This is a genomic window from Brucella pecoris (assembly GCF_006376675.1).
GTDB classification, from domain to species: domain Bacteria; phylum Pseudomonadota; class Alphaproteobacteria; order Rhizobiales; family Rhizobiaceae; genus Brucella; species Brucella pecoris.
The window spans coordinates 212,741-233,742 of the sequence record NZ_VEWK01000008.1 but is presented as its reverse complement, the minus strand read 5'-3'; the positions used below and the strand labels follow the sequence as shown (position 1 = coordinate 233,742).

Below are 21,002 nucleotides of genomic sequence, written 5' to 3'. Positions count from 1 at the left end.
ACCTGTGATTGTTATTTGCATTTATGCTTACATTTAAGGCGTTTTCATCGGAACGGTTCGAAAATTTGTAGGACCACCCAACAAGTTTCATCTTGCGTCGGGGGCCGATTTCGGATTGATTTCCGTGGCAACTCAAACACATATCCAAAAATCAAGAACAGAGCCGTCGCACATAAACGGCCATTGGGGACAACTGATGAAGAATCTCGATGCGATGGACAGGAGTATTTTGCGCGCCCTTCAGGAGAACGGGCGCCTGACCAATACCGAACTGGCCGATCGCATAAATCTCTCGCAGACGGCGACCGCCGAACGCGTCAAGCGACTGACCCGTGAAGGGTATATTCTCGGCTATTCGGCGCGGCTATCGCCCAAGATGCTCGACCGGGCCATGCTGGTCTTCATAGAGATCAAGCTCGACCGCACCACACCGGAAGTCTTCGAAACCTTTTCGACCTTCACCCGCAACAACCCCGACATTCTGGAATGCCACATGGTAGCGGGCGGCTTCGATTATCTCGTCAAAGCCCGTGTATCCGATATGGATCATTACCGGCGTTTTCTTTCCGAGGCGCTTCTTTCTCTACCCGGCGTGCGGGAATCTCACACTTATGCCGTGATGGAGGAAGTGAAGGAAACCGCCTATATCGCGGTCTAGTCCCCGTCGACAGAACACGAGCGTTATCTGAAGGCATCGTTGCTGTCAGCAGAATGGCAGCAGCGAAATCGGCATCTCTCAATTCATTCTTGCCAGCAACCATTTACGGGTATATACCCGCAATATGTCACATCCGTGTTTCTGTATTCTTCTGCGCCAGGCAGCCCGCAAGACATCGAGCGTCTACGACAACGCTCTGGCCCCGCTTGGCATCAATGTTGCGCAGTTCAGTACACTGCGCAAAATCCGCCGCGCGGGCTCCATTTCACTGACGGAACTCGCACATCTGTCCGAGCTGGATCGTTCGACCATGGGCCGCAATGTGAAGGTTTTGCAGCGCATGGGCCTGATCGAGCCTGCAGTCAGCGATGACCATCGCGAGACAAGCGTAACGCTGACGGCAGAGGGGCGCGATCTCGTGGAGCGCGGTGGTCCACTCTGGGATCAGGCGCAGGAGGAGATTGAAGCCAAACTGGGAGAGGACGGCGTAGAGCAATTGCAAAGCCTTCTTCGCAGTCTCGATTGATCGGGCACCGAACGCCCTTTGACTGAAAACAATGACCTGAAGCCGCACGCCCGCTACGGAGCGAACGGTTTCACCATCAAATGCATGGCTGGCCAAGAGCCAGCTTGAAACCAGCTTGAACCCGAAAGCGCCAAAGATGATTTCTGCCCGCCTTGCCAGTTTTCTCGCCCAGAGAAACATCCATTACGGATGGGTCGTCGCCGCCATAACCTTCCTGACGATGCTGGCGACGGCAGCCGCCATGGGGTCTGCGGGCATTCTGATCGAACCGCTCCAGCGTGAATTCGGCTGGACGAATGCGAATATCTCCTTCGCAATGGCGCTTCGCCTCGTCCTTTTCGGGCTGATGGGGCCATTTGCGGCAGCCTTCATGAACCAGTTCGGCCTACGCCGCGTGGTTGCAGCCGCTCTTGTCATGATTTCACTGGGGCTTGTCGGTTCCATTTTCATGACCGAGGAATGGCAGATGGTTGCGCTCTGGGGTGTCGTGATTGGTCTTGGCACCGGCATGACCGCGCTCGTTCTCGGTGCAACCGTTGCAGCGCGCTGGTTCGAAAAGCGGCGCGGCCTCGTCGTCGGCCTGATGACAGCCAGCAACGCTACCGGCCAGCTCGTCTTCATGCCGATCCTTGCCAGCGTCAGCCAGACGATTGGCTGGCGTACATCGCTGACCATCGTCATCTGTTTCCTTGTTGCCGCACTCGTACTCGTTCTCGCTTTGATGCGCGATCATCCGGCGGATATCGGTCTGAAGCCTTACGGTCGCACGGCACCGCTTCCCGCACCTGAACCCCGGAAGGGCTTCGGCGCCATGCTCGCCTCGCCGCTCGTCACCTTGCGCGAAGCATCTTCCACGGCAACCTTCTGGGTCTTGTTCCTGACCTTCTTCGTCTGTGGCTTCTCCACCAATGGCCTTATCCAGACGCACTGGATCACGCTTTGCGGTGATTTCGGCATCGCACCGGTTGGCGCGGCGGGCATCCTTGCCGTGATCGGCGCATTCGACCTGATTGGCACGATCATGTCGGGCTGGCTCTCCGACCGGTTCGACAATCGCTGGCTTCTGTTCTGGTTCTATGCGCTGCGCGGCCTCTCGCTGATCTACCTCACCTTCACCGACTTTACCGTCTACGAGCTCGCGCTCTTCGCCGTCTTTTATGGACTGGACTGGGTGGCGACCGTGCCGCCGACCGTCAAGCTTGCTGCCGAGCGTTTCGGTCCGGAAAAGGCCGGTCTGGTCTTCGGCTGGGTGTTCACCGGCCATCAGATCGGTGCCGCTGCTGCTGCCGCCTTCGCCGGTTTCGTCCGCACCGACTATGACAGCTACACCCCTGCCCTGATCCTTGCCGGCGCTATGTGCTTTGCCGCTGCGGCCATGGTGTTCATCATCAATCGCCCTGCCCCGCGAGTCGTTCTGCAAGCATCATGACGCGACAGGCTTTCTACCCTTCCTGTTCAATGCCAGAACACCGAGACTGATCAGGAAGGCGGCCAGCGTGTCGGGCCAGCCCGGCACTTCGCCGAGCAGGACAAGCGCCAGAACCAGTGTGATAACCGGGATCAGCGCCGAAAGTGCGGCTCCCGCTGCAGTTCCCAGCAAGACGACGGCGCGGTTGAAGGCAAAGACGCCGAATGCCGAGGTTAAAACGCCCTGATAGAAGCCTTGCAGGGCAATATCGCCCCAGGATGTTGCTCCAAGCCCCTTGGGCAGAAAGATCGCATAGATCGGTAGATAGGCGATTGCTGACGCAACTGCCGCAACGGCGGTGGCGTGCAACCCGTCCATTCCCTTCCTGCGAAACACCATGACATAGATCGCCCACACCAGTGCCGCAGTGAAAAAGGCGACGTGCCCAAGCATCTCCTGTCCGCCCGATTGCGACAGACCGGCGATCAACATGCCACCGATCAGGATCAGCAACACGCCAAACCAGCGCGACGGTGCGAGACGTTCCTTAAGAAGAACCATGCCCAGAATGGCAACCATCGCGGTCATCATCCCCGGAATGAGCGCCGCCGCATGGGACGCCGGAGCATATTGCAGGCCGCAGGTGGTTAAAAGCGCATAGGGAACGCCCGCACCGGAGACCAGAAGCACAAAGCCAAGCGGACCGAGCTTCCGAAAGCCAAATCCTTTCATCAGAACGACCGGTAACAGCACCAGCCCTGCCACGCCGAAACGCAGCGCGATGATGTCGAAAGGCGTCAATGCGGTCTTGAACCCGAAACGGGTCAGGACGAACGAACCGGACCATACCAGAACTCCAGACAGCCCCCAGGCCAGACCGCGTATGGTGTCGGAAGTCGAGCTGGTCGAGGTGGTTTCGGTAATTGCCGTCATGGTCACTCACTGCAGGATGAAGAAGGAGCGCAGACTATTGCACCCCTGGCATACGCGAGCGCCACGGATAAGCAAGATATGAGATATTAGAGTTTCTTATGCCGCTTTGCTTTTGGCGTCCTGCGCTACATCGCAGAATCGTTCGACCAAATGCCTGACCGGACTATCGGCTCGAAAGACGATATAGACGGTACGAAACGTCGGTGGATCGAGGCGGCGCGCCCGCAATCCATTCAAATTAGCGCCCGGCAGACTGATTTCTGAGAGAAGCGTCGTGCCGATGCCATGGCGCACCATTTCCAGCACCGTGGCAACGTCGCGGGTGCGCACCTGCTCGCTGCGCGTCTCGCCGTCGCCATGAATGATCCGGTCGATAATCATTTCGCAGCCTGCAGCGGCGATCAACTGGCGATCCCGCAAGTCCCCGGCGGCGATTGTGTCATTGCGCATGAAAGGATCGTCGCGCCGCCCCACCACGACGAGTTCTTCCCTGCCAACTTCCCGTGCCTCAAGCTCGGGCGTCGGCAGCGATGTAATGCCGAGATCGGCGATACCGTCCCGCACCCACAGACTGACATCGTCGTGCCCGCCCTCGAAAGCGCTGAACTCGATGCCGGGATAAAGCTGCTGAAATGTCTTTCGCAGACCCGGCAAAACATATTCAAGCTGGCTTGGAATTGCCGCGACGCGCAGCCGTTCGGGCACACCGGAAGCACTGCACCGTGCCTGTAATTCTATCCGGTCGACTGCGGCAAGGGCGGCCTTGGCATCCGCAAGGATCGATTGCCCAAACGCCGTCAAGGCAGCACCATCGCGTTTTCGTGCCAGCACATCAATACCGAGAATCTTTTCCAGTGTCGCAATCGCCTGACTGGCCCCCGATTGCGTGAGCCGCAAGCGGCGCGCCGCCGCCCCGACACTGCCGGTTTCCGCGACAGCTTCAAGCAGACGTAACTGGACCAGACTGATCTTCATGTTCTCGGTTCCGGCTCAATCTCTCAACAATGCATCGCCCCAGTCGGCACGACGCGCCCAACGGAACAGATCCCCGTCGCGCTTGGTCAGGAGGCGTTCTTCCGCCCTGCCGTCGTCCTTGCAGAGTTTAACCGAAACTTTGCCGCCGCCAACCCGCGTCCGCGCGATGATCCGCGCTTCCACATCACCGACCGTCTCGCGGACGGCAGCAAGATAGATAAACTTCTCGTCCTCCCACGGCACTTCGGCTTCCTTGGTCAGACGATGAATACGCGAGCGCGCAACGCGGTGCGAAAAATGGCACCAGTCGGGCGCGACCAACGGGCAATCGAGCTGGTGCGGACAGGGCGCCGCAATAATTGCACCTTTAGCGATAAGCGCCCGGCGCGCATCGAGAATACGCTGCCAGCCTGCCGGCGTACCCGGCTCCACGAGCACCAGCATCTGTCGCGCCGACGCCCAAAGGCTCTCGATCAGTTTCTGCCTGTTTTCAGGAGCAAGCTCGTCGAGCACATAGGCAATGGTCACGAGATCGGCTTGCGGAAAATCAAGTTTTTCCCGAACCACATCTCCTGTCCGCCAGTCGAGATCACGCAGCCCGCTATTTTGCGAAAGATCGCTACCCACCGCGCGGATCGCGGGGCTCGCCTCGATCATCGTTGCCGATTGAAGCATAGGCCAGCACTGCTTTGCCGCCCAAAGGGCTGTTCCCGGCCCCGCGCCCACATCGAGCATGGATTGCGGTGCAAAGTCAGGACAGACCTCGGCTGCACTATCCAGACTGGCGCGAACAGCCGCATAGGTCGCAGGCAGGCGCGCCGCCAGATAGGCCTTCGCGGCAAGATCGTCGGAAATATGCATCCGTCCGTCCCGCGTCTCAGCGCGGTAACGGCGTGAAAGCATTTCAGATGCGCGCTTGAGGTCGGCCAATGCCACGCCCTCAAGCGCGGCATCCACCGCCTGTCGCAAGGAAGCTGGCAGTTCCATTGCCGGTCAGCGCTCCAGAACCTGTTTCACATCAACCAGATTCGAACGAACACGCAGGATATAGAAGCCCATCGTCGTCAGATGCGATGGCGTGAACCACGCATCCGGGCTGCCGTTGGAAACGATGAAAGGCTGCATGTCGAGTGCGGCGCGCATCTGCTTTTCCATCTCGTCCCACACACCGTCGAGGTGCTTTTCGGCAAGAACGCCACGGAAATCCGAATGTGCTGCGCGCAGCAAGCCGTAATAGGCATAGAGCTGGCCGTAGGCGAACCAGAAACGGTCATCCGCACGCGTATCGAACCAGCCAGCATGATAGTTCTCGGCGCGGTCCTTGAGGATGGCCGAAGTTGATCCGAGATCACTTGCGATACGGTCGACAAACTGGATCAGATTGTCGGCGCGGGCATCGAAGGTCGCCTGACAATTTTCAAGCCGTCCGTTGAAAGAGCGCAAATCCTTGATCGCCGAACGGTAATAGCTCGGCGTCGGCGTCTTCGGACCAAACGGGCTGAGGCCGAAATACCAGGAATCCTCGGCAAACTGCAGATTGCCGCGCGCCTTCTGCAGATCGCCGTCGATCTGCGATGTGCCGCGCAGACGGCCGATATTGTCGACGAGTTCAATCGCCGTACGGCGCACCGCTGCATTGATGCCGCGCTGGAACGACGCTTTGTTGTCGAGGAACGGCGTGCGATCCCAATCCAGACCGAAAAGGCCAAGTTTGTAGAGCAGCATGGACGAAATCCATGCATTCTGGTTGACGTTGAAGTCGGTAAGATCGGCGGCAACTTCGGCAATGGCCGAGCGGGAACATTTGCGGGCCGAGGACGGCAGTTGTGCTGCCTGAACCGGCTGATTCGCCGGTGCGGCCTCGCCAGTCTGGTTGGCTTCGGGCGTAACGGCAGGCTGTTCCACCGGTGCCGCGGTGGACGGTGCTTCAGCCGGTGCGGCCTCCGCTTTCACCTCTTCACCGGGTGTGGTCGCATTCTGATAGGTGTACTTGGCAGGATAGTCCGGATCGAAATTCGTCCACACCTGAGTCTGCCAGATGAAATAGATGTAAAGGCTACCCAGACCGATCACGATGACCGCAACTGCAACTTTCCACAAAATTCCGAGCCGCAGGAAAAGCCGCCACAAACCGCCCAAAGGAACGGCAATCAGGCGGGCGAGCACCGTAATGAAACGGCCGAGGAAGGAAAAAACGCCCTTAACTGCATTCCACACTGTAACAAATCCTTCCTTTTGCCCGAAACTCCGGGCTTCGCACCGCTTCTGCGTCGCCCACGGACTCATGCATCGCATGTCCCGTTCGCAAGCAGCCAAGCCTGAAAAAGCTTCCAACTCTCAAATAGAGTGTGCTCATCTTTTCGACAACCTCGAAGCCCCATCCAACTGATTTTATCCGTCATTTTCGGCTGGCAGGGTTGAAACCGGGGGCTCAATACGTAACATGGCGCCACCCCGCTTCGACCAAGTACGTGGCAATCATGCTCCGTTTCCCCCACGGTCGACGGTTCCGGAAAACGATGGGCGGCAGCAGTTTCAGGAAGGTGCGAAACGGTTTTCCGCCGGAAACTGCGACCAACGTCGCAATCAAGAACATTTTCGCCGCTATGGTACTTGAATGGCGAAATCTTTGGTGTTTGCTAAAGCTGGAACCGGAAAAACAATCAATCCGTCAAAACGGCCCGGTAAATGGAGAGAACAATGAAGTCCGTATCGACCTATATGCTTACGCTTGCCTTGGGTGGGCTTGCCACGGGAACGGCAATGCTAAGCGCGCCTGCAACCGGTTTCGCCGCCGAACCCGAAAGCTGTTCAACCGTCCGTTTCTCGGATGTCGGCTGGACCGACATCACCTCGACGACAGCGGTGGCGACAGAAATCCTGAAGGGTCTCGGCTACAAGACCGACATCAAGGTTCTCTCCGTGCCGGTGACCTATGCGTCGCTGAGCAAAAAGGACATCGACGTCTTCCTCGGTTACTGGAACCCTTCTATGACCGCCGACCTCCAGCCTTATCTGGACAACAAGACCGTCGAAACGCTGCGCACCAATCTGACCGGCGCGAAATACACGCTCGCCGTCCCGAAATATGCCTATGACGAAGGTCTGAAGGACTTCAAGGATATCGCCACCTTCAAGGACAAGCTGGGCGGCAAGATCTATGGCATCGAGCCCGGCAATGACGGCAACCGCCTCATCCTCGACATGATCACCAAGGACGCCTTCGGCCTCAAGTCGTTCGAACTGGCGGAATCGTCCGAACAGGGCATGCTGGCGCAGGTCGCGCGCAGCATCAAGAGCAAGGAACCGGTCGTGTTCCTGGCATGGGAGCCGCATCCCATGAACAAGCGTTTCGAAATCGCGTACCTCACCGGCGGCGACGATTTCTTCGGCCCCAATCTCGGTGGCGCCAAGGTCGAAACCAACGTTCGCACCGGCTATGCGCAGGAATGCCCGAATGTCGGCAAGTTCCTCACCAATCTCGAATTCAAGCTCGATATCGAAAACGACATCATGGGCAAGATTCTCGACGATGGCGAAGAGCCGTCAAAAGCCGCAACCAACTGGCTGAAGTCCAATCCGGGCGTACTCGACCAGTGGCTCGCTGGCGTGACGACCGTCGATGGCAAGGAAGGCCTGCCGGCTGTAAAGTCGGCACTCGGTCTTTAATCCCGATACATGCTGCCGGGCCGCGACGAACGTGGCTCGGCAACTTCAAGGATGCCCGCACCCTTTCTCTTTGTTTTTACGCATTATCCGACGCAAAACCGCATCGCACCTTTGCCGGAAATGCTCTAGCACGCAGCAGGAGACTTGATCGTTGAACTGGCTGACGGATTACAAGATTCCTGTCGGACCAACCGCCAAATCTGTGGTGGACTGGCTGACGGACAATATGGGCGGCTTTTTCGATACACTGGCCGCTGTCATGCAGAGCCTTATTGACGGGCTGCTTTTTCTTCTCAAACTCCCGCATCCTCTGCTTTTGATCGCCATCTTCGCTGTCATCGCGTGGCTGATCCAGCGCCGTATCTCGGTGGTCGTGCTGACCGTGATCGGCTTCCTGTTCATCATCAATCAGGGCTACTGGGACCGCACACTCGAAACCCTGACCCTCGTTCTGTCGGCCTGCTTTCTGTGTATGGCAATCGGCGTGCCACTCGGCATTGCCGCCGCCCATCGTCCGGCACTTTACGCCGCGATGCGCCCCGTCCTCGACCTCATGCAGACATTGCCTACATTCGTTTATCTGATCCCGGCCATCGTCTTCTTCGGCATCGGCATGGTGCCAGGCCTGCTGGCAACGGCGATCTTCGTGCTGCCTGCGCCAGTGCGCCTGACTCATCTCGGCATATCGTCCACACCGTCGTCGCTGATCGAGGCGGGTGAAGCGTTCGGTGCGTCACGGTCGCAGCTCTTGTGGAAGATCGAACTACCCTATGCGATGCCGCAAATTCTCGCCGGCCTGACCCAGACGATCATGCTGTCGCTTTCGATGGTGGTCATCGCAGCACTTGTTGGCGCTGACGGCCTTGGGGTGCCGGTGGTCCGGGCGCTGAATTCGGTCAATACCGCACTCGGCTTCGAGGCCGGACTTGTCATTGTTGTGGTCGCCATTGTGCTCGACCGTATCTTCCGCGCCGGACGCGAGAAGTAGCATGATCCCGAAAAGTGGAAAGCGGTTTTCGAAAAAGATCATGCTCAAACTAAAATCAGGAGCAAGCGGATGACCATTATCGCACTCGAAGACGTCTGCATCATTTTCGGCAGCAATGTTGATGAAGCGCTTGCTCTTGCAGATCGCGGCGCCACACGCTCCCAGATTCAGGCCGAAACCAATCTCGTCCTGGGCGTACACAACTGCACGCTCAACATTGAGGAAGGCGAAATCCTCGTTCTGATGGGATTGTCAGGCTCGGGAAAATCCACGCTTCTTCGTGCTATCAACCGGCTCAATCCGATCTCACGCGGGCGCGTTCTCGTTCGGGAAGGCGATCGCACCATCGATGTCGGCAAAGCTGACCGTGGAACCCTTCGCCATCTGCGCACCGAACTTGTCTCGATGGTGTTTCAGCAATTCGGCCTTCTGCCTTGGCGCACGGTTGAAGAGAATGTCGCCTTCGGGCTGGAAATTTCCGGCATGGGCAAGGAAGAGCGTCTGACCCAAGCCCGTCAGCAACTTGAACTTGTCGGCCTGCAGGACTGGGCCAAGCGCAAGGTCGGAGAACTTTCCGGCGGCATGCAACAGCGCGTCGGTCTCGCCCGCGCTTTTGCAACCGGCGCGCCGATACTGCTGATGGATGAGCCTTTCTCAGCCCTTGATCCGCTGATCCGCACCCGTCTGCAAGACGAATTGCTGGCCTTCCAGTCACGCCTGAAGAAAACCATCGTCTTCGTCAGCCACGATCTCGATGAAGCCATGAAGATTGGTAATCGCATCGCCATCATGGAAGGTGGGCGTATCGTTCAGTGCGGCACGCCGCAGGAAATCCTCCTGCAGCCTGCCGACGACTATGTTGCTGACTTCGTTGCCCATATGAACCCGCTCGGCGTTCTTCGGGCCGGAGACATCATGGTGCCTTTCGATCGCAATGCTGCACCACGCCCTTTTGCGGCAACCGCCCGGCGTGAGACGCTGGTGCGAGAGCTGATGAATGCAGTGGCGGACAGTAGCGGTGATGTCGGCATCATTGAAAATGGTGCCATCGTTGGCAAGATCGCCGCAGATGATATTGTGCGCGCGCTCGCCTGGCATCAGCAACGTGGAACACAAGCTTAAACAGGAAACCCAAACGCCATGTTTTCTATCCAAAAAATAGCGGACAACATCATAGTAACAACAAAAACGACAAAGTAAAAATACATCAAATTACCAAAATAAAGATAAAAACTATCATTTATATAGATCAAAACTGCAAGAACTACAATAATCTCGTTTCATATAAAAAGGCCGCACATTCTCATGTGCGGCCTTTTTAGCATCGTATCGATAGGGATCAGCTATGAGCGGCCTGTCTGGCAGCAGCACGTGCTTCCACGCGCGCGCGGATAGCATCGACATCCGCACGCGGCGTCGCGGCAAACAGCTTCTTGGTGTAATCGTGCTGCGGATTATTGAACACGTCGTCGCGCGAACCATATTCGACGACTTCACCAAAATACATCACCATCACCTCGTCGGCGATATAACGCACGACCGAAAGATCGTGGCTGATGAAGACATAAGTGAGGCCAAACTCTTCCTGCAGGTCAGACAGCAGGTTCAGAACCTGCGCCTGCACCGACAGATCGAGCGCGGAAACCGGCTCGTCGAGAATCAGCAGCTTCGGATTGAGCATCAGCGCACGCGCGATGGCGATACGCTGGCGCTGACCGCCGGAGAACATATGCGGATAACGGTTGAAGTGCTCGCGACCGAGACCAACCTTCAACAACATCTGCATCGCCTTGGCACGCCGTTCTTCTGCCGACATATTGGTATTCAGCAGCAGCGGTTCCGCCAGAACATCACCGATCTTCTGGCGCGGGTTCAGCGAACCGTAAGGGTTCTGGAACACGATCTGCACCTTCTGGCGCATTTCCGCCGTCAGCCCGTCACGAGCGATGTCCACATCCTTACCGCCGATCTTCAGTTCGCCGGATGTCTGAGGATCGATCATCGTGAGGATACGCGCCAGTGTGGACTTGCCGCAGCCGGATTCGCCAACAATCGCCAGCGTCTTGCCCTTCTCGAGCTTGAAGCTCACGCCCTTCACGGCGTGAACCACTTTCGGCTTGCCGAACAGGCCACCGCCAACATGATAATCGCGCTTGATATCGCGCGCTTCGAGAACGATCTCGCTCATCGCGCTTCTCCTGCACTGCTGGTGTCAAAGACGAAATCGGACACCGTCGGAAGACGATCACCAGTCGCATTTTCCGGCAGAGCCGACAGAAGCGCACGCGTGTAAGGGCTTTTCGGCGCGGAGAACAGCGACAGCACGTCGGCATCCTCCATCTTGTGGCCCTTATACTGCACGATGACCCGGTCCGCCGTTTCGGCGACAACACCCATATCGTGAGTGATCATGATCAACCCCATCCCGTGCTCCACCTGAAGCCTCATCAGGAGATCAAGGATCTGCTTCTGGATCGTCACGTCGAGAGCCGTGGTCGGCTCGTCGGCAATCAGGAGCTTCGGATTGCAGGCAATCGCAATCGCGATCATGACACGCTGGCACTGACCACCCGACATCTGGTGCGGGAAGCTACCGAGACGCTCGGAGGCATCGCGGATGCCGACGAGTTCCAGAAGCTCGATGGCACGCGCACGGCTCGCCGAGCCGTTCATGCCCATATGCTGCTTCAGAACCTCCTCAAGCTGATAGCCAACCGTGAAGCACGGATTGAGGCTTGCCACAGGTTCCTGAAAGATCATCGAAATATCGCGACCGATAATCTGGCGGCGTTCCGAACTCGAAAGCGTGCGCAAATCCTTGCCGTCGAACGACATGACGTCTGCCGTCACGGTCGCAGTCTTGGGCAGAAGGCCCATCACCGCAAGCATGCCGACGGACTTGCCCGAACCGGACTCACCGACGATGGCGAGAACTTCGCCCTTGTCGACCGTAATATCGATGCCGTCGACCGCCTTGAAAGGACCGACCGAGGTATCGAACGAAACCGTAAGGTTCTTGATTTCAAGCAAAGCCATCGATCAGCTCCTCTTGAGTTTCGGGTCAAGCGCGTCGCGCAGACCGTCGCCAATCAGGTTGATGGCGAGAACAATGATCAGGATTGCCAGACCGGGGAAGGTAACAATCCACCAGGCGCTCAAGATGAACTCACGCGCTTCTGCAAGCATTGTGCCCCATTCCGGTGTCGGCGGCTGCGCACCCATACCGAGGAAGCCCAGTGCCGCAACGTCGAGGATGGCGTTGGAAAACGACATCGTTGCTTGCACCACGAGCGGGGCAAGACAGTTCGGCAGGATGGTCTTGAACATCAGGCGCAGCCTGCTCGCACCGGCAAGCTTGGCTGCAGTCACATATTCACGTTCCTTTTCCGCCATGACGGCGGCGCGGGTGAGACGCGAAAAATGCGGGAGCAAAACCAGCGTGATGGCAAGCACGGCATTGATGAGACCCGGCCCGAGAATTGCCACCAGAACCAGCGCCAGCAGCAACGACGGAAACGCCAGGATCACGTCCATGATGCGCATGAACACCGTATCGACACCGCCACCGAAATAGCCGGTGATGAGGCCGATGGTGATGCCAAGGCACATCGAGATGATGACGATGACGAAACCGACCAGCAGCGAATACTGTGCGCCATAGATCAGGCGAGACAGAATATCACGCCCGACAGCATCCGTTCCCAGCAAGAACTGGGTTGTACCGCCGTCTTCCCAAAAAGGTGGAATCTTTACGAACTCGCGGAACTGTTCTGTAGGATTGTGCGGCGCAATGAGCGGAGCAAATATCGCCACCAGAATAATCGCGACAAAAACATACAGGCCGATAACCGCGCCACGATTGACGCTGAAATAGAACCAGAAGTCCTTCAGTGCGCGCATCTTTCCGATGTCGCTCGCGGCTTCCGGCTGAATAGCTGAGTGTGTCATGATACCCTCACTTATGCCGGATACGCGGATTGATCAGGCCGTACATCAGATCAACCACCAGATTGACCACCATGATGATGGCGGCAATCAGGAGCAGACCGCTTTGCACAACCGGATAATCGCGACGGAAAATGGAATCGAGCATCCATTTGCCGATTCCAGGCCAGGAGAAAATGGTTTCCGTCAGAATCGCACCGGCCATCAGCACGCCGACCTGCAAACCGATCGTCGTGATGACTGGGATCATTGCGTTGCGCAAGGCATGAATGCCCACGACACGACGGCTTGGCAGCCCCTTGGCGCGAGCGGTGCGCACATAGTCCTCACCCAGCACTTCCAGCATCGCAGAGCGCGTCTGACGCGCAATGACTGCGAGCGGAATGGTCGCCAGGACGATGGACGGCAGGATGAGATGTGACGCCGCCGACAGGAACGCGCCTTTCTGGTCCGACAAAAGGCTGTCGATCAGCATGAAGCCGGTCACGGGCGGGAAGAAATACAGAAGCGAAATGCGGCCTGAAACCGGAGTCCACTGCAAGACGCCCGAGAAGAAAATGATGAGCAGAAGCGCCCACCAGAAAATCGGCATCGAGTAGCCGACCAGCGAAATGCCCATAAGGCCCTGATCGAACCAGGAACCGCGTTTGACGGCTGCGATAACGCCTGCGGGAATACCGAGGAAAATCGCCAGGATGATCGCGCAGACGGACAACTCGACAGTTGCAGGAAACAGCGCGAAAAACTCTACCAGAACCGGCTTCTTGGTCACCAGAGACTGGCCGAAATCGCCGTGCAGCAGATTCCAGACATAATCCAGATATTGCTGCCAGATCGGGCGATCGAACCCGAGCTGTGCCATCAGTTCGGCATGGCGCTCAGGGCTAACGCCGCGTTCGCCGGCCATCAACAGCACAGGATCGCCGGGCAGAACCCGGACGAAGGCAAAGGCGACGATTGTGATGCCTATGAAGGTCGGAACCAGATAGACGAGTTTGTTGAATATGAAACGGAACATACAAAAACTCCGACCGGGTGCAGGGGATCACCCTACACCCGGCCGCCGATTTGGCGAAACCGAAATTCGCATGCTCCTTGGAAGGAGCCATGAACGAATTTCGGTTTCAAACCAAACCAGCAACCAATTGAATCGAGTGTGGTTTACGGATTTGAGGCTCCTGAACGCGCATGTCACGCAAAGAATAGGAACCTCAAATCCACCACACTCGTGTTGTCAGATTTTACTCAGCAATATCAACTTCTTCGAAGCGATAATCGCCGAGCGGGCTCTGCTTGAAGCCAGTAACCTTGGCCGACATCGGAACGAAGACCGTCGAGTGAGCAAGCGTATTCCAAGGAGCCTGCTCCTTGAAGACCACCTGTGCTTCTTCGTAAAGCTTCGTGCGTTCTTCCTGGCTGGTCGAGACCTTTGCCTTCTGGATCAGGTCTTCGAATGGCTTGTAGCACCACTGGGCGCGGTTGTTGTTGCCAACGCCAGCGCAGCCGAGAAGCGTGCCGAGGAAGTTGTCCGGATCGCCGTTGTCACCGGTCCAACCGAGGATAACGGAACCGTCGCGGTCCTTGTCGGACGACTTCTTGAGGTATTCACCCCATTCCATCGAGACGATTTCAGCGCTGACACCAACCTTGGCCAGATCGGACTGCATGAGTTCGGCAGTACGACGGGCATTCGGCATGTAAGGACGGCTGACAGGCATCGCCCACAGCTTCATTTTCAGATCCTTGACGCCAGCGGCTTCGAGAGCCTTCTTGGCAGCTTCCGGATCATACTTGTCGTCCTCTACCTTGTCGTTATAGCCCCACATTGTCGGCGGGATCGGGTTCTTGGCAACCTGGCCCTGACCCTGGAACACGGCATCAACGATGGCCTGCTTGTTGATTGCCTGGTTCAGTGCCTTGCGGACTTCCGGCTTGTCGTAAGGTGCCTTCAGCGTGTTGTACGCGAAGTAAGCCACGTTGAGACCGGCCTGTTCGTCAACCTTCAGGTTGGAATCGGCCTGAAGCCCCTTGATATCTGCCGGAGCAGGATAGGACATCAGGTGGCATTCGCCAGCCTTGAGCTTCTGCGCGCGAACAGCCGGGTCGGTCGTGATTGCGAAAACGAGATCGTCGATCTTTGGCTTGCCGCCCCAATAGTTTTCGTTGGCCTTGAAGCGGACGACGGCGTCCTTCTGATATGCGACGAACTGGAACGGGCCAGTGCCAACCGGGATCTGGTTGAGATCATCTTTCTTGCCATCGGCAGCAAGCTTGTCCGTATATTCCTTCGAAATGATCGAAGCGAAAGGCATCGAGATATTTGCGAGGAACGGCGCTTCAGGGCGGTTCAGCACAAACTTGACGGTATAATCGTCAACCTTGGTGATGTCCTTGATCAGCGCACCCATTTCCATGCTGTCGAAATATTCGTAGGTGATGCCAGCGGTGTACTGGTGCCAAGGATTGTCCTTGTTGCGCATGCGATCGAAGGAAAAGATCACGTCGTCGGCATTGAAGTCGCGGGTCGGCGTGAAATAGTCGTTCGAGTGGAACTTGACACCCTTTCGCAGATGGAAGGTGTATTCCAGACCATCGTCGGTAACATCCCAGCTTTCTGCGAGACCAGGCACGACTTTCGTCGTTCCGTTTTCGAATTCGGCAAGGCGGTTGTAAACCGGATGAGCCGAGGCGTCGAACGTGTCACCACCGGTATAGGCAGCAGGATCGAAACCTTCAGGCGAAGCCGGCGAGCAATATACAAAGGTCTTTGCTGATGCAGCACCGCTCATCAGAGCCACCAGCGCGGTTGCTGCCAGGAGTTTTTGGTAGAATTTCATTATTGTCCGCCTCCACGGAAAAGCATGCCGCGTGCACCCCATTGCCCGCAGCTTGCGCTTATCGAAACGTGTGGACGGTCACTTTGCAAGCGCAATTTTTAGAACCAGTTCATATTCTCAACCGAATATAGCCGCATTTGTTAGATTTTTATTCTATATATAACGACATTTTCGGAATATTGCGCTAAAGCTCCTCGATTTATAATATTATTCGCACAGAACTTGCATGGGATAATGCGCTTTATGCATCATCGACTCATGCGCGACGCCGATGCTATCGCATCAATCGATAATTGCCCACTGCTGCGGCCATCCAGCATAACTACTGCACCGAATTCACTGGCTCTTTTAACGGAAGCGCATTATTAAGTGGATAATATCAGTCATATTTGAGTCCCGCAAATCATGCCCGAAACCAATCCAATTCGCCCGACCACACCAGAAGCCATTCAGCTTGCCAAAACCCTGCTGCGAACCTCGCGCTATGGCGCCATCGCCGTCTTCGATGCCGCAACAGGTCGGCCATTGGCAAGCCGCGTCGCCGTTGCGACGGATCTGGATGGCACCCCACTGATTCTCGTTTCTGGGTTGGCGGCCCACACACCGGGTCTTCTGGCAAACCCTGCCTGCTCGCTTCTACTCGGCGAGGTCGGCAAGGGAGACCCCCTCGCCCATGCGCGCGTCACTCTGCACTGTCAGGCCCGGAAAGTTGAGAGGACGACCTCTGACTATCCGCGCATTCGGCGGCGCTACCTCAACCACAATCCGAAAGGTTCACTGTATGTGGATCTGGGAGATTTCGCGTTCTTCCGGCTTGAACTGGAAAGCGCCAGTCTGAACGGTGGCTTTGGCAAGGCGTTCAGCCTGACGCAGGACGACTTGCTGTGCGCAGCTTCGATCAGCGCGAATTTTACCGAAGGCGAACAGAGAGCGCTTGACGAACTGAATGAACACCACGCACCGGAAATCGCCCAAATGGCTCAACCGCTATTGAAAGCAGGTGCTATTAAAGATCAATTGAAAGTGATAGGCTTGGATCCGGACGGTATCGACATTGCCAATGGCGATCTCGTTCTGCGTCATACGTTTCCAATAAGCGCTGATTCCGTGAGGGAAGCTGTTACAGCACTGACCAGACGGTAAAATAAAGCCCCCTGAAACAAAACCGTATTTTTTTTGGGACGAAATTGCACGTCTTTATACCGGAATGAATATAAGCAAGGGCTTTTCAAACTCAGTTTATAGTATTAATTTCAATATGCATGCTTATGCAAATTCGCATGTATATTTCAACTTTGTCCAGTCTTACGGGGGTATGACGGCAAATGAGCAACGAAAATACTTTCTTTGATTTGATTGAAAACGTAGATCAGGCTGCCGACTTCCTGTCGGCACTTGCTAACAATAAGCGATTACTAATTTTATGTAAGTTGCTTCACAATGAAATGTCAGTAGGTGCACTTGCCAAGGCGATTGACCTTAGCCAATCCGCCTTGTCTCAGCACCTGGCAAAATTACGGGCTCTCGACCTCGTTTCAACCCGGCGCGACGCGCAGACCATCTACTATATGGTCTCTTCGCCGCACATCGAGTTGATGTTGTCGACGCTCTCGAGTCTCTATATGAGTCCAACGCCGCGCAGACACAATTTGGCGGCAGTCGCTCACGCATAACAATATGAGGTCACAGCCGTGCGATGAACGAAAACACTCATTCGCACGGCTGCGTCCAGCAGATTGACGATCAGGACGATATTCGCCTTTCCCCCTATCGTGACATTCGCGAGAAGGATCTCATCAAACGCCAGCAACGGTTTATCGCTGAAGGCAAGGTGGTTCTGAACGTCCTGTTTTCATCCTCAGCACGATTCGAAACAGAATCCTTGCTCGTTCTGGAAAATCGGCTTGCCGGACTTGCCGAACAGCTCAATCAATTACCGCCAGACGTGCCTGTCTATTCTGTTCCGCAAACTATCATGGATGCGGTCGCCGGATTCCATGTTCATCGTGGAATTCTCGCGGTCGGCCGCCGCAAGGCGCAGCCGAGCCTGCAGGCGATGCTGGATGCCTTGCCCACGAATTCGCTCGTCGTCGTTTTGTGCGGTATCTCCAACCATGACAATGTCGGCTCGATTTTTCGCAATGCTGCCGCCTTCGAATCCGATTGCGTATTGATGGACGAAACCTGCTGTGACCCGCTTTACCGCAAGGCCATTCGCGTATCGGTCGGGGCGACGTTGAAGATTCCCTATTTCCATGGCGCGAACATCGATGAAATCATTGCCGCGTTGGGCGATGCCGGGTTCAATCTGCTGGCGCTCAGCCCATCATCCTCGCTCAGCATCTACAATGCGACCAAACACGCCCGCCAGGCGCTCCTGCTCGGCACCGAAGGTGACGGATTGCCACCTCGCCTTCTTCATAAGCTGCAAACCGCCAGAATTCCGATGTCCAACGCGTTCGACAGTCTGAATGTCGCGACTGCATCGGGTATAGCTTTGTCCCGGTTCAGCAAGTTTCAGTAGACTTCTCGTTTCCCTGATGACGAAACGCTGCCGCTATCAACCGGCCGTCGATGGCTGCCAACCCTGCTGCAATCATCGCCATGCCGATCAAGTGCTTGATTTGCAGAGCCTCGCCGAGAAAAAGCGCTCCAAGCAGGATAGCACTGACCGGAATGAGAAATGTCACCAGCATGAGATTGACCGCACCCGCCGTCGATAGAATGCGGAAAAAGAGAACGTAAGCGAGTGCTGTCGAAAGCAGCGCGATACCGGCCAACGCTCCCCAGACTGCAGCGCTCGGAGCAGCCAGCGTCCAGGGATGATCCACCAGCAGGACTACCGGGATGAGCATGATCGTTGTTGCCGTTACCTGACCGGTGGCCGTTATCAGTGGCGCGACTCCCATCGCTTTGAAGCGACGCCCAAAAATACCTGCCAACGAATAGGAGAATGCAGCACACAGAATCGCAAGCTGCGGCCACAGCTTGCCTCCGATTCCGCTGATGGCATCGGGTCCGATCATGATCGCCACCCCGCAAAAGCCCATCAAAACACCGGCAATCTTGTTCCCGGTGATCTTTTCGTCCGTCGTCAGAAAATGTGCGACAATAACGCCGAAGAGCGGTGTCGTGGCATTGAGGATGGAGGCCAACCCACTGGCGATCTGGGTCTGTCCCCAGACGATGAGACTGAACGGCAGCAGATTATTGAGAAAACCCATACCGAAAAACGCCCACCATATACGGCGATCTTTCGGTAACGATAAGCCCATCATCCGAATTAACACCACCAAAGCGAGCGCAGCCAGCCCGACTCGGAGCGTGACGATAGTAAAAGGCGGCAATTCCCGAACGGCGACACCGTTAAAGAAGAAAGAACCACCCCAAAGAACGGAAAGAATAATGAGCATCGCCCATTCCTTCCATCCCATCATTTTCTGCACCGCCATCTTCAAAACCTCTGAAGCCAAAGCTTAAGTTCCGCTCACTATGAGCTTAGATGCAGCCGGTGCAACTGACTTCCCGTTTATCGCTTTCAAATTCTAGAGCATATCTCTCGAAAGAAGGAACCGGCTACAGGAGTTAGCATTTAGCTGGAGCAGATAAAAAAAGCGGGCGCTCTCGCGCCCGCTTTTCATTCATCAGTCAGAAAAACGGTCAGGCCGCAGAAGCATTTGCCGTGTTAGCAACAAGACGGCGCAGCATTTCTTCAGCTTGCGGTTCACGTTCCGAACGGCCAATAAAGCCGCCGCCAAAGACGCGAGCAGTGTTGCTTTCATCGGAATAGAGCACACAGGCCTGTCCCGGAGCGATACCACTTTCGCCATCAATCAGCTCAACCCAGGTCTGGCCATCGGCATGGCGCAGTACGGCAGGGCGTGGCGGCCGGGTAGAGCGAACCTTGGCGAAAACTTCCATTCCACCTTCCGGCAGATCATTGATCGGCGCATCACCCAGCCAGTTGATGTCACGCAGGAAGACCTTATGCGTTTCCAGCGCTTCACGCGGACCGACGATAACCCGCGCATTGGCGGCATCGAGATGCACAACATAAAGTGGTTCACCCGTGGCCACGCCGATACCGCGGCGCTGGCCGACCGTATAGTGCACAATGCCGTCATGGCGGCCGAGCGTGCGACCGTCGATATGGACGATATCGCCTGGATTGGCCGCTTCCGGCTTCAGCTTGGAGATAATGTCGGAATATTTGCCCTGCGGCACGAAGCAGATGTCCTGGCTGTCCTGTTTCTTCGCAACAGTCAGGCCCATTTCCTCTGCAATTTCACGCACCTGGGCTTTCGGCAGGTGACCAAGCGGAAAGCGCAGATAATCAATCTGCTCCTGCGTGGTGGCAAACAGGAAATAGCTCTGGTCGCGATCCGTATCGACCGGACGATAGAGCGACCGATGCGCGCCATTGGCGCGGCTGCGGATATAATGCCCCGTCGCCAGCGCATCGGCACCGAGATCGCGTGCCGTCTGCAGAAGGTCCGCAAACTTCACCGTCTGATTGCACGAGACACATGGAATCGGCGTTTCGCCGCTGACATAGGAATTCGCAAAAGGATCGATCACAGCTTCGCGGAAACGCGCTTCGTAATCGAGAACATAATGCGGAATGCCGAGGCTTTCCGAAACGCGGCGGGCATCTTCGATGTCCTGTCCTGCACAACAGGAGCCAGCGCGATGAACCGCTGCGCCATGATCATAAAGCTGCAGCGTCACGCCGACGACATCATAACCTTCACGTTTGAGAATCCCGGCCACAACAGATGAATCGACGCCGCCCGACATGGCGACGACAACGCGCGTGTCTTCCGGCTTTCCCGGCAGATCGAGGCTGTTCAGGCTCATGATTGATTCCAGCTTCCGGGCAAGCGCCCTGCTTCTCAAAATTTAGTTTTCTGCGCCCTATATAGGCTAAAGTGCGGCAATTTGCCAAGGGTCCGGGAACAATCATTGTCCAGATTGCGACAACCCACACACACTTCCACGTGAAGTTTTCCGATCATATGCCGCAAAAAGGCCCGTAATGGGGCACAGCCGAATATTTTTCCAAG

20 protein-coding genes are annotated in these 21,002 nt (G+C 56.3%); 9 read left to right on the top strand and 11 right to left on the bottom strand.

The window, feature by feature from the left end; genetic code table 11:
* Positions 1-196 precede the first annotated feature (196 nt).
* From FIB18_RS16080 to FIB18_RS16070, 3 genes are all read left to right on the top strand, one after another.
* Positions 197-658, top strand: coding sequence for an Lrp/AsnC ligand binding domain-containing protein (locus FIB18_RS16080; protein ID WP_006472719.1), 462 nt, complete (start codon positions 197-199; stop codon positions 656-658).
* Positions 659-782: 124 nt separating this feature from the next.
* A complete protein-coding gene (locus tag FIB18_RS16075; RefSeq protein ID WP_140021656.1) occupies positions 783-1,184 on the top strand; it encodes a MarR family winged helix-turn-helix transcriptional regulator in 402 nt (133 codons plus the stop codon).
* 136 nt (positions 1,185-1,320) lie between these two features.
* On the top strand, positions 1,321-2,613 hold the full coding sequence (locus FIB18_RS16070) for an MFS transporter (protein WP_140021655.1): 1,293 nt from the start codon (positions 1,321-1,323) through the stop codon (positions 2,611-2,613).
* Here the strand turns inward: FIB18_RS16070 and FIB18_RS16065 are convergent.
* From FIB18_RS16065 to FIB18_RS16050, 4 genes are all read right to left on the bottom strand, one after another.
* Complete coding sequence (locus tag FIB18_RS16065) at positions 2,608-3,525, bottom strand: DMT family transporter (protein WP_140021654.1); 918 nt, start codon at positions 3,523-3,525, stop codon at positions 2,608-2,610. The two genes, FIB18_RS16070 and FIB18_RS16065, sit on opposite strands and share 6 nt — an antisense overlap.
* A gap of 96 nt (positions 3,526-3,621) precedes the next feature.
* The gene (locus FIB18_RS16060) at positions 3,622-4,500 is read right to left on the bottom strand and encodes a LysR family transcriptional regulator (RefSeq protein WP_140021653.1); all 879 of its coding nucleotides are present in this window, start codon (positions 4,498-4,500) and stop codon (positions 3,622-3,624) included.
* A gap of 15 nt (positions 4,501-4,515) precedes the next feature.
* On the bottom strand, positions 4,516-5,487 hold the full coding sequence (locus FIB18_RS16055; protein ID WP_140021652.1) for a small ribosomal subunit Rsm22 family protein: 972 nt from the start codon (positions 5,485-5,487) through the stop codon (positions 4,516-4,518).
* Positions 5,488-5,493: 6 nt separating this feature from the next.
* Positions 5,494-6,717: a DUF2333 family protein gene (locus tag FIB18_RS16050; RefSeq protein ID WP_140021651.1), complete on the bottom strand. Its 1,224-nt coding sequence runs from the start codon at positions 6,715-6,717 to the stop codon at positions 5,494-5,496.
* A gap of 483 nt (positions 6,718-7,200) precedes the next feature.
* Here FIB18_RS16050 and FIB18_RS16045 point away from each other — a divergent pair, with 483 nt between their 5' ends.
* From FIB18_RS16045 to choV, 3 genes are all read left to right on the top strand, one after another.
* Positions 7,201-8,169, top strand: coding sequence for a choline ABC transporter substrate-binding protein (locus FIB18_RS16045; protein ID WP_140021650.1), 969 nt, complete (start codon positions 7,201-7,203; stop codon positions 8,167-8,169).
* Between the two features lie 151 nt (positions 8,170-8,320).
* Positions 8,321-9,157, top strand: a complete 837-nt coding sequence (gene choW / locus FIB18_RS16040) for a choline ABC transporter permease subunit (protein WP_012091632.1) — start codon at positions 8,321-8,323, stop codon at positions 9,155-9,157.
* A gap of 69 nt (positions 9,158-9,226) precedes the next feature.
* Positions 9,227-10,279 (top strand): choline ABC transporter ATP-binding protein, encoded by a 1,053-nt coding sequence (gene choV, locus FIB18_RS16035; protein ID WP_140021649.1) that lies wholly within the window; start codon positions 9,227-9,229, stop codon positions 10,277-10,279.
* A gap of 217 nt (positions 10,280-10,496) precedes the next feature.
* Here the strand turns inward: choV and FIB18_RS16030 are convergent, their stop codons facing one another.
* The 5 genes from FIB18_RS16030 to FIB18_RS16010 form a co-directional block, all read right to left on the bottom strand.
* Entirely contained in the window at positions 10,497-11,345 is an 849-nt protein-coding gene (locus FIB18_RS16030; protein WP_140021648.1) for a dipeptide ABC transporter ATP-binding protein, read from the bottom strand.
* Positions 11,342-12,193 (bottom strand): ABC transporter ATP-binding protein, encoded by an 852-nt coding sequence (locus tag FIB18_RS16025; protein ID WP_140021647.1) that lies wholly within the window; start codon positions 12,191-12,193, stop codon positions 11,342-11,344. Before FIB18_RS16025 ends, FIB18_RS16030 begins: the two co-directional genes overlap by 4 nt.
* A gap of 3 nt (positions 12,194-12,196) precedes the next feature.
* Positions 12,197-13,105: an ABC transporter permease subunit gene (locus FIB18_RS16020; RefSeq protein ID WP_140021646.1), complete on the bottom strand. Its 909-nt coding sequence runs from the start codon at positions 13,103-13,105 to the stop codon at positions 12,197-12,199.
* 7 nt (positions 13,106-13,112) lie between these two features.
* A complete protein-coding gene (locus FIB18_RS16015; protein WP_140021645.1) occupies positions 13,113-14,120 on the bottom strand; it encodes an ABC transporter permease subunit in 1,008 nt (335 codons plus the stop codon).
* Between the two features lie 223 nt (positions 14,121-14,343).
* The gene (locus FIB18_RS16010; protein ID WP_140021644.1) at positions 14,344-15,939 is read right to left on the bottom strand and encodes an ABC transporter substrate-binding protein; all 1,596 of its coding nucleotides are present in this window, start codon (positions 15,937-15,939) and stop codon (positions 14,344-14,346) included.
* A gap of 405 nt (positions 15,940-16,344) precedes the next feature.
* Here FIB18_RS16010 and FIB18_RS16005 point away from each other — a divergent pair, with 405 nt between their 5' ends.
* The 3 genes from FIB18_RS16005 (at position 16,345) to FIB18_RS15995 (ending at position 18,463) form a co-directional block, all read left to right on the top strand.
* Positions 16,345-17,082 (top strand): HugZ family pyridoxamine 5'-phosphate oxidase, encoded by a 738-nt coding sequence (locus FIB18_RS16005; RefSeq protein ID WP_140021643.1) that lies wholly within the window; start codon positions 16,345-16,347, stop codon positions 17,080-17,082.
* A 182-nt stretch (positions 17,083-17,264) separates the two neighbouring features.
* A complete protein-coding gene (locus tag FIB18_RS16000; RefSeq protein WP_010659564.1) occupies positions 17,265-17,612 on the top strand; it encodes an ArsR/SmtB family transcription factor in 348 nt (115 codons plus the stop codon).
* A 23-nt stretch (positions 17,613-17,635) separates the two neighbouring features.
* Positions 17,636-18,463 carry a TrmH family RNA methyltransferase gene (locus tag FIB18_RS15995; protein WP_140021642.1) on the top strand — a complete coding sequence of 276 codons (828 nt, stop codon included), beginning with the start codon at positions 17,636-17,638 and terminating at the stop codon, positions 18,461-18,463.
* Here the strand turns inward: FIB18_RS15995 and FIB18_RS15990 are convergent.
* Complete coding sequence (locus tag FIB18_RS15990; protein WP_174977442.1) at positions 18,447-19,391, bottom strand: DMT family transporter; 945 nt, start codon at positions 19,389-19,391, stop codon at positions 18,447-18,449. The genes FIB18_RS15995 and FIB18_RS15990 overlap by 17 nt on opposite strands.
* A 208-nt stretch (positions 19,392-19,599) precedes the next feature.
* Positions 19,600-20,796, bottom strand: a complete 1,197-nt coding sequence (mnmA, locus tag FIB18_RS15985; protein ID WP_174977441.1) for a tRNA 2-thiouridine(34) synthase MnmA — start codon at positions 20,794-20,796, stop codon at positions 19,600-19,602.
* Positions 20,797-21,002 lie beyond the last annotated feature (206 nt).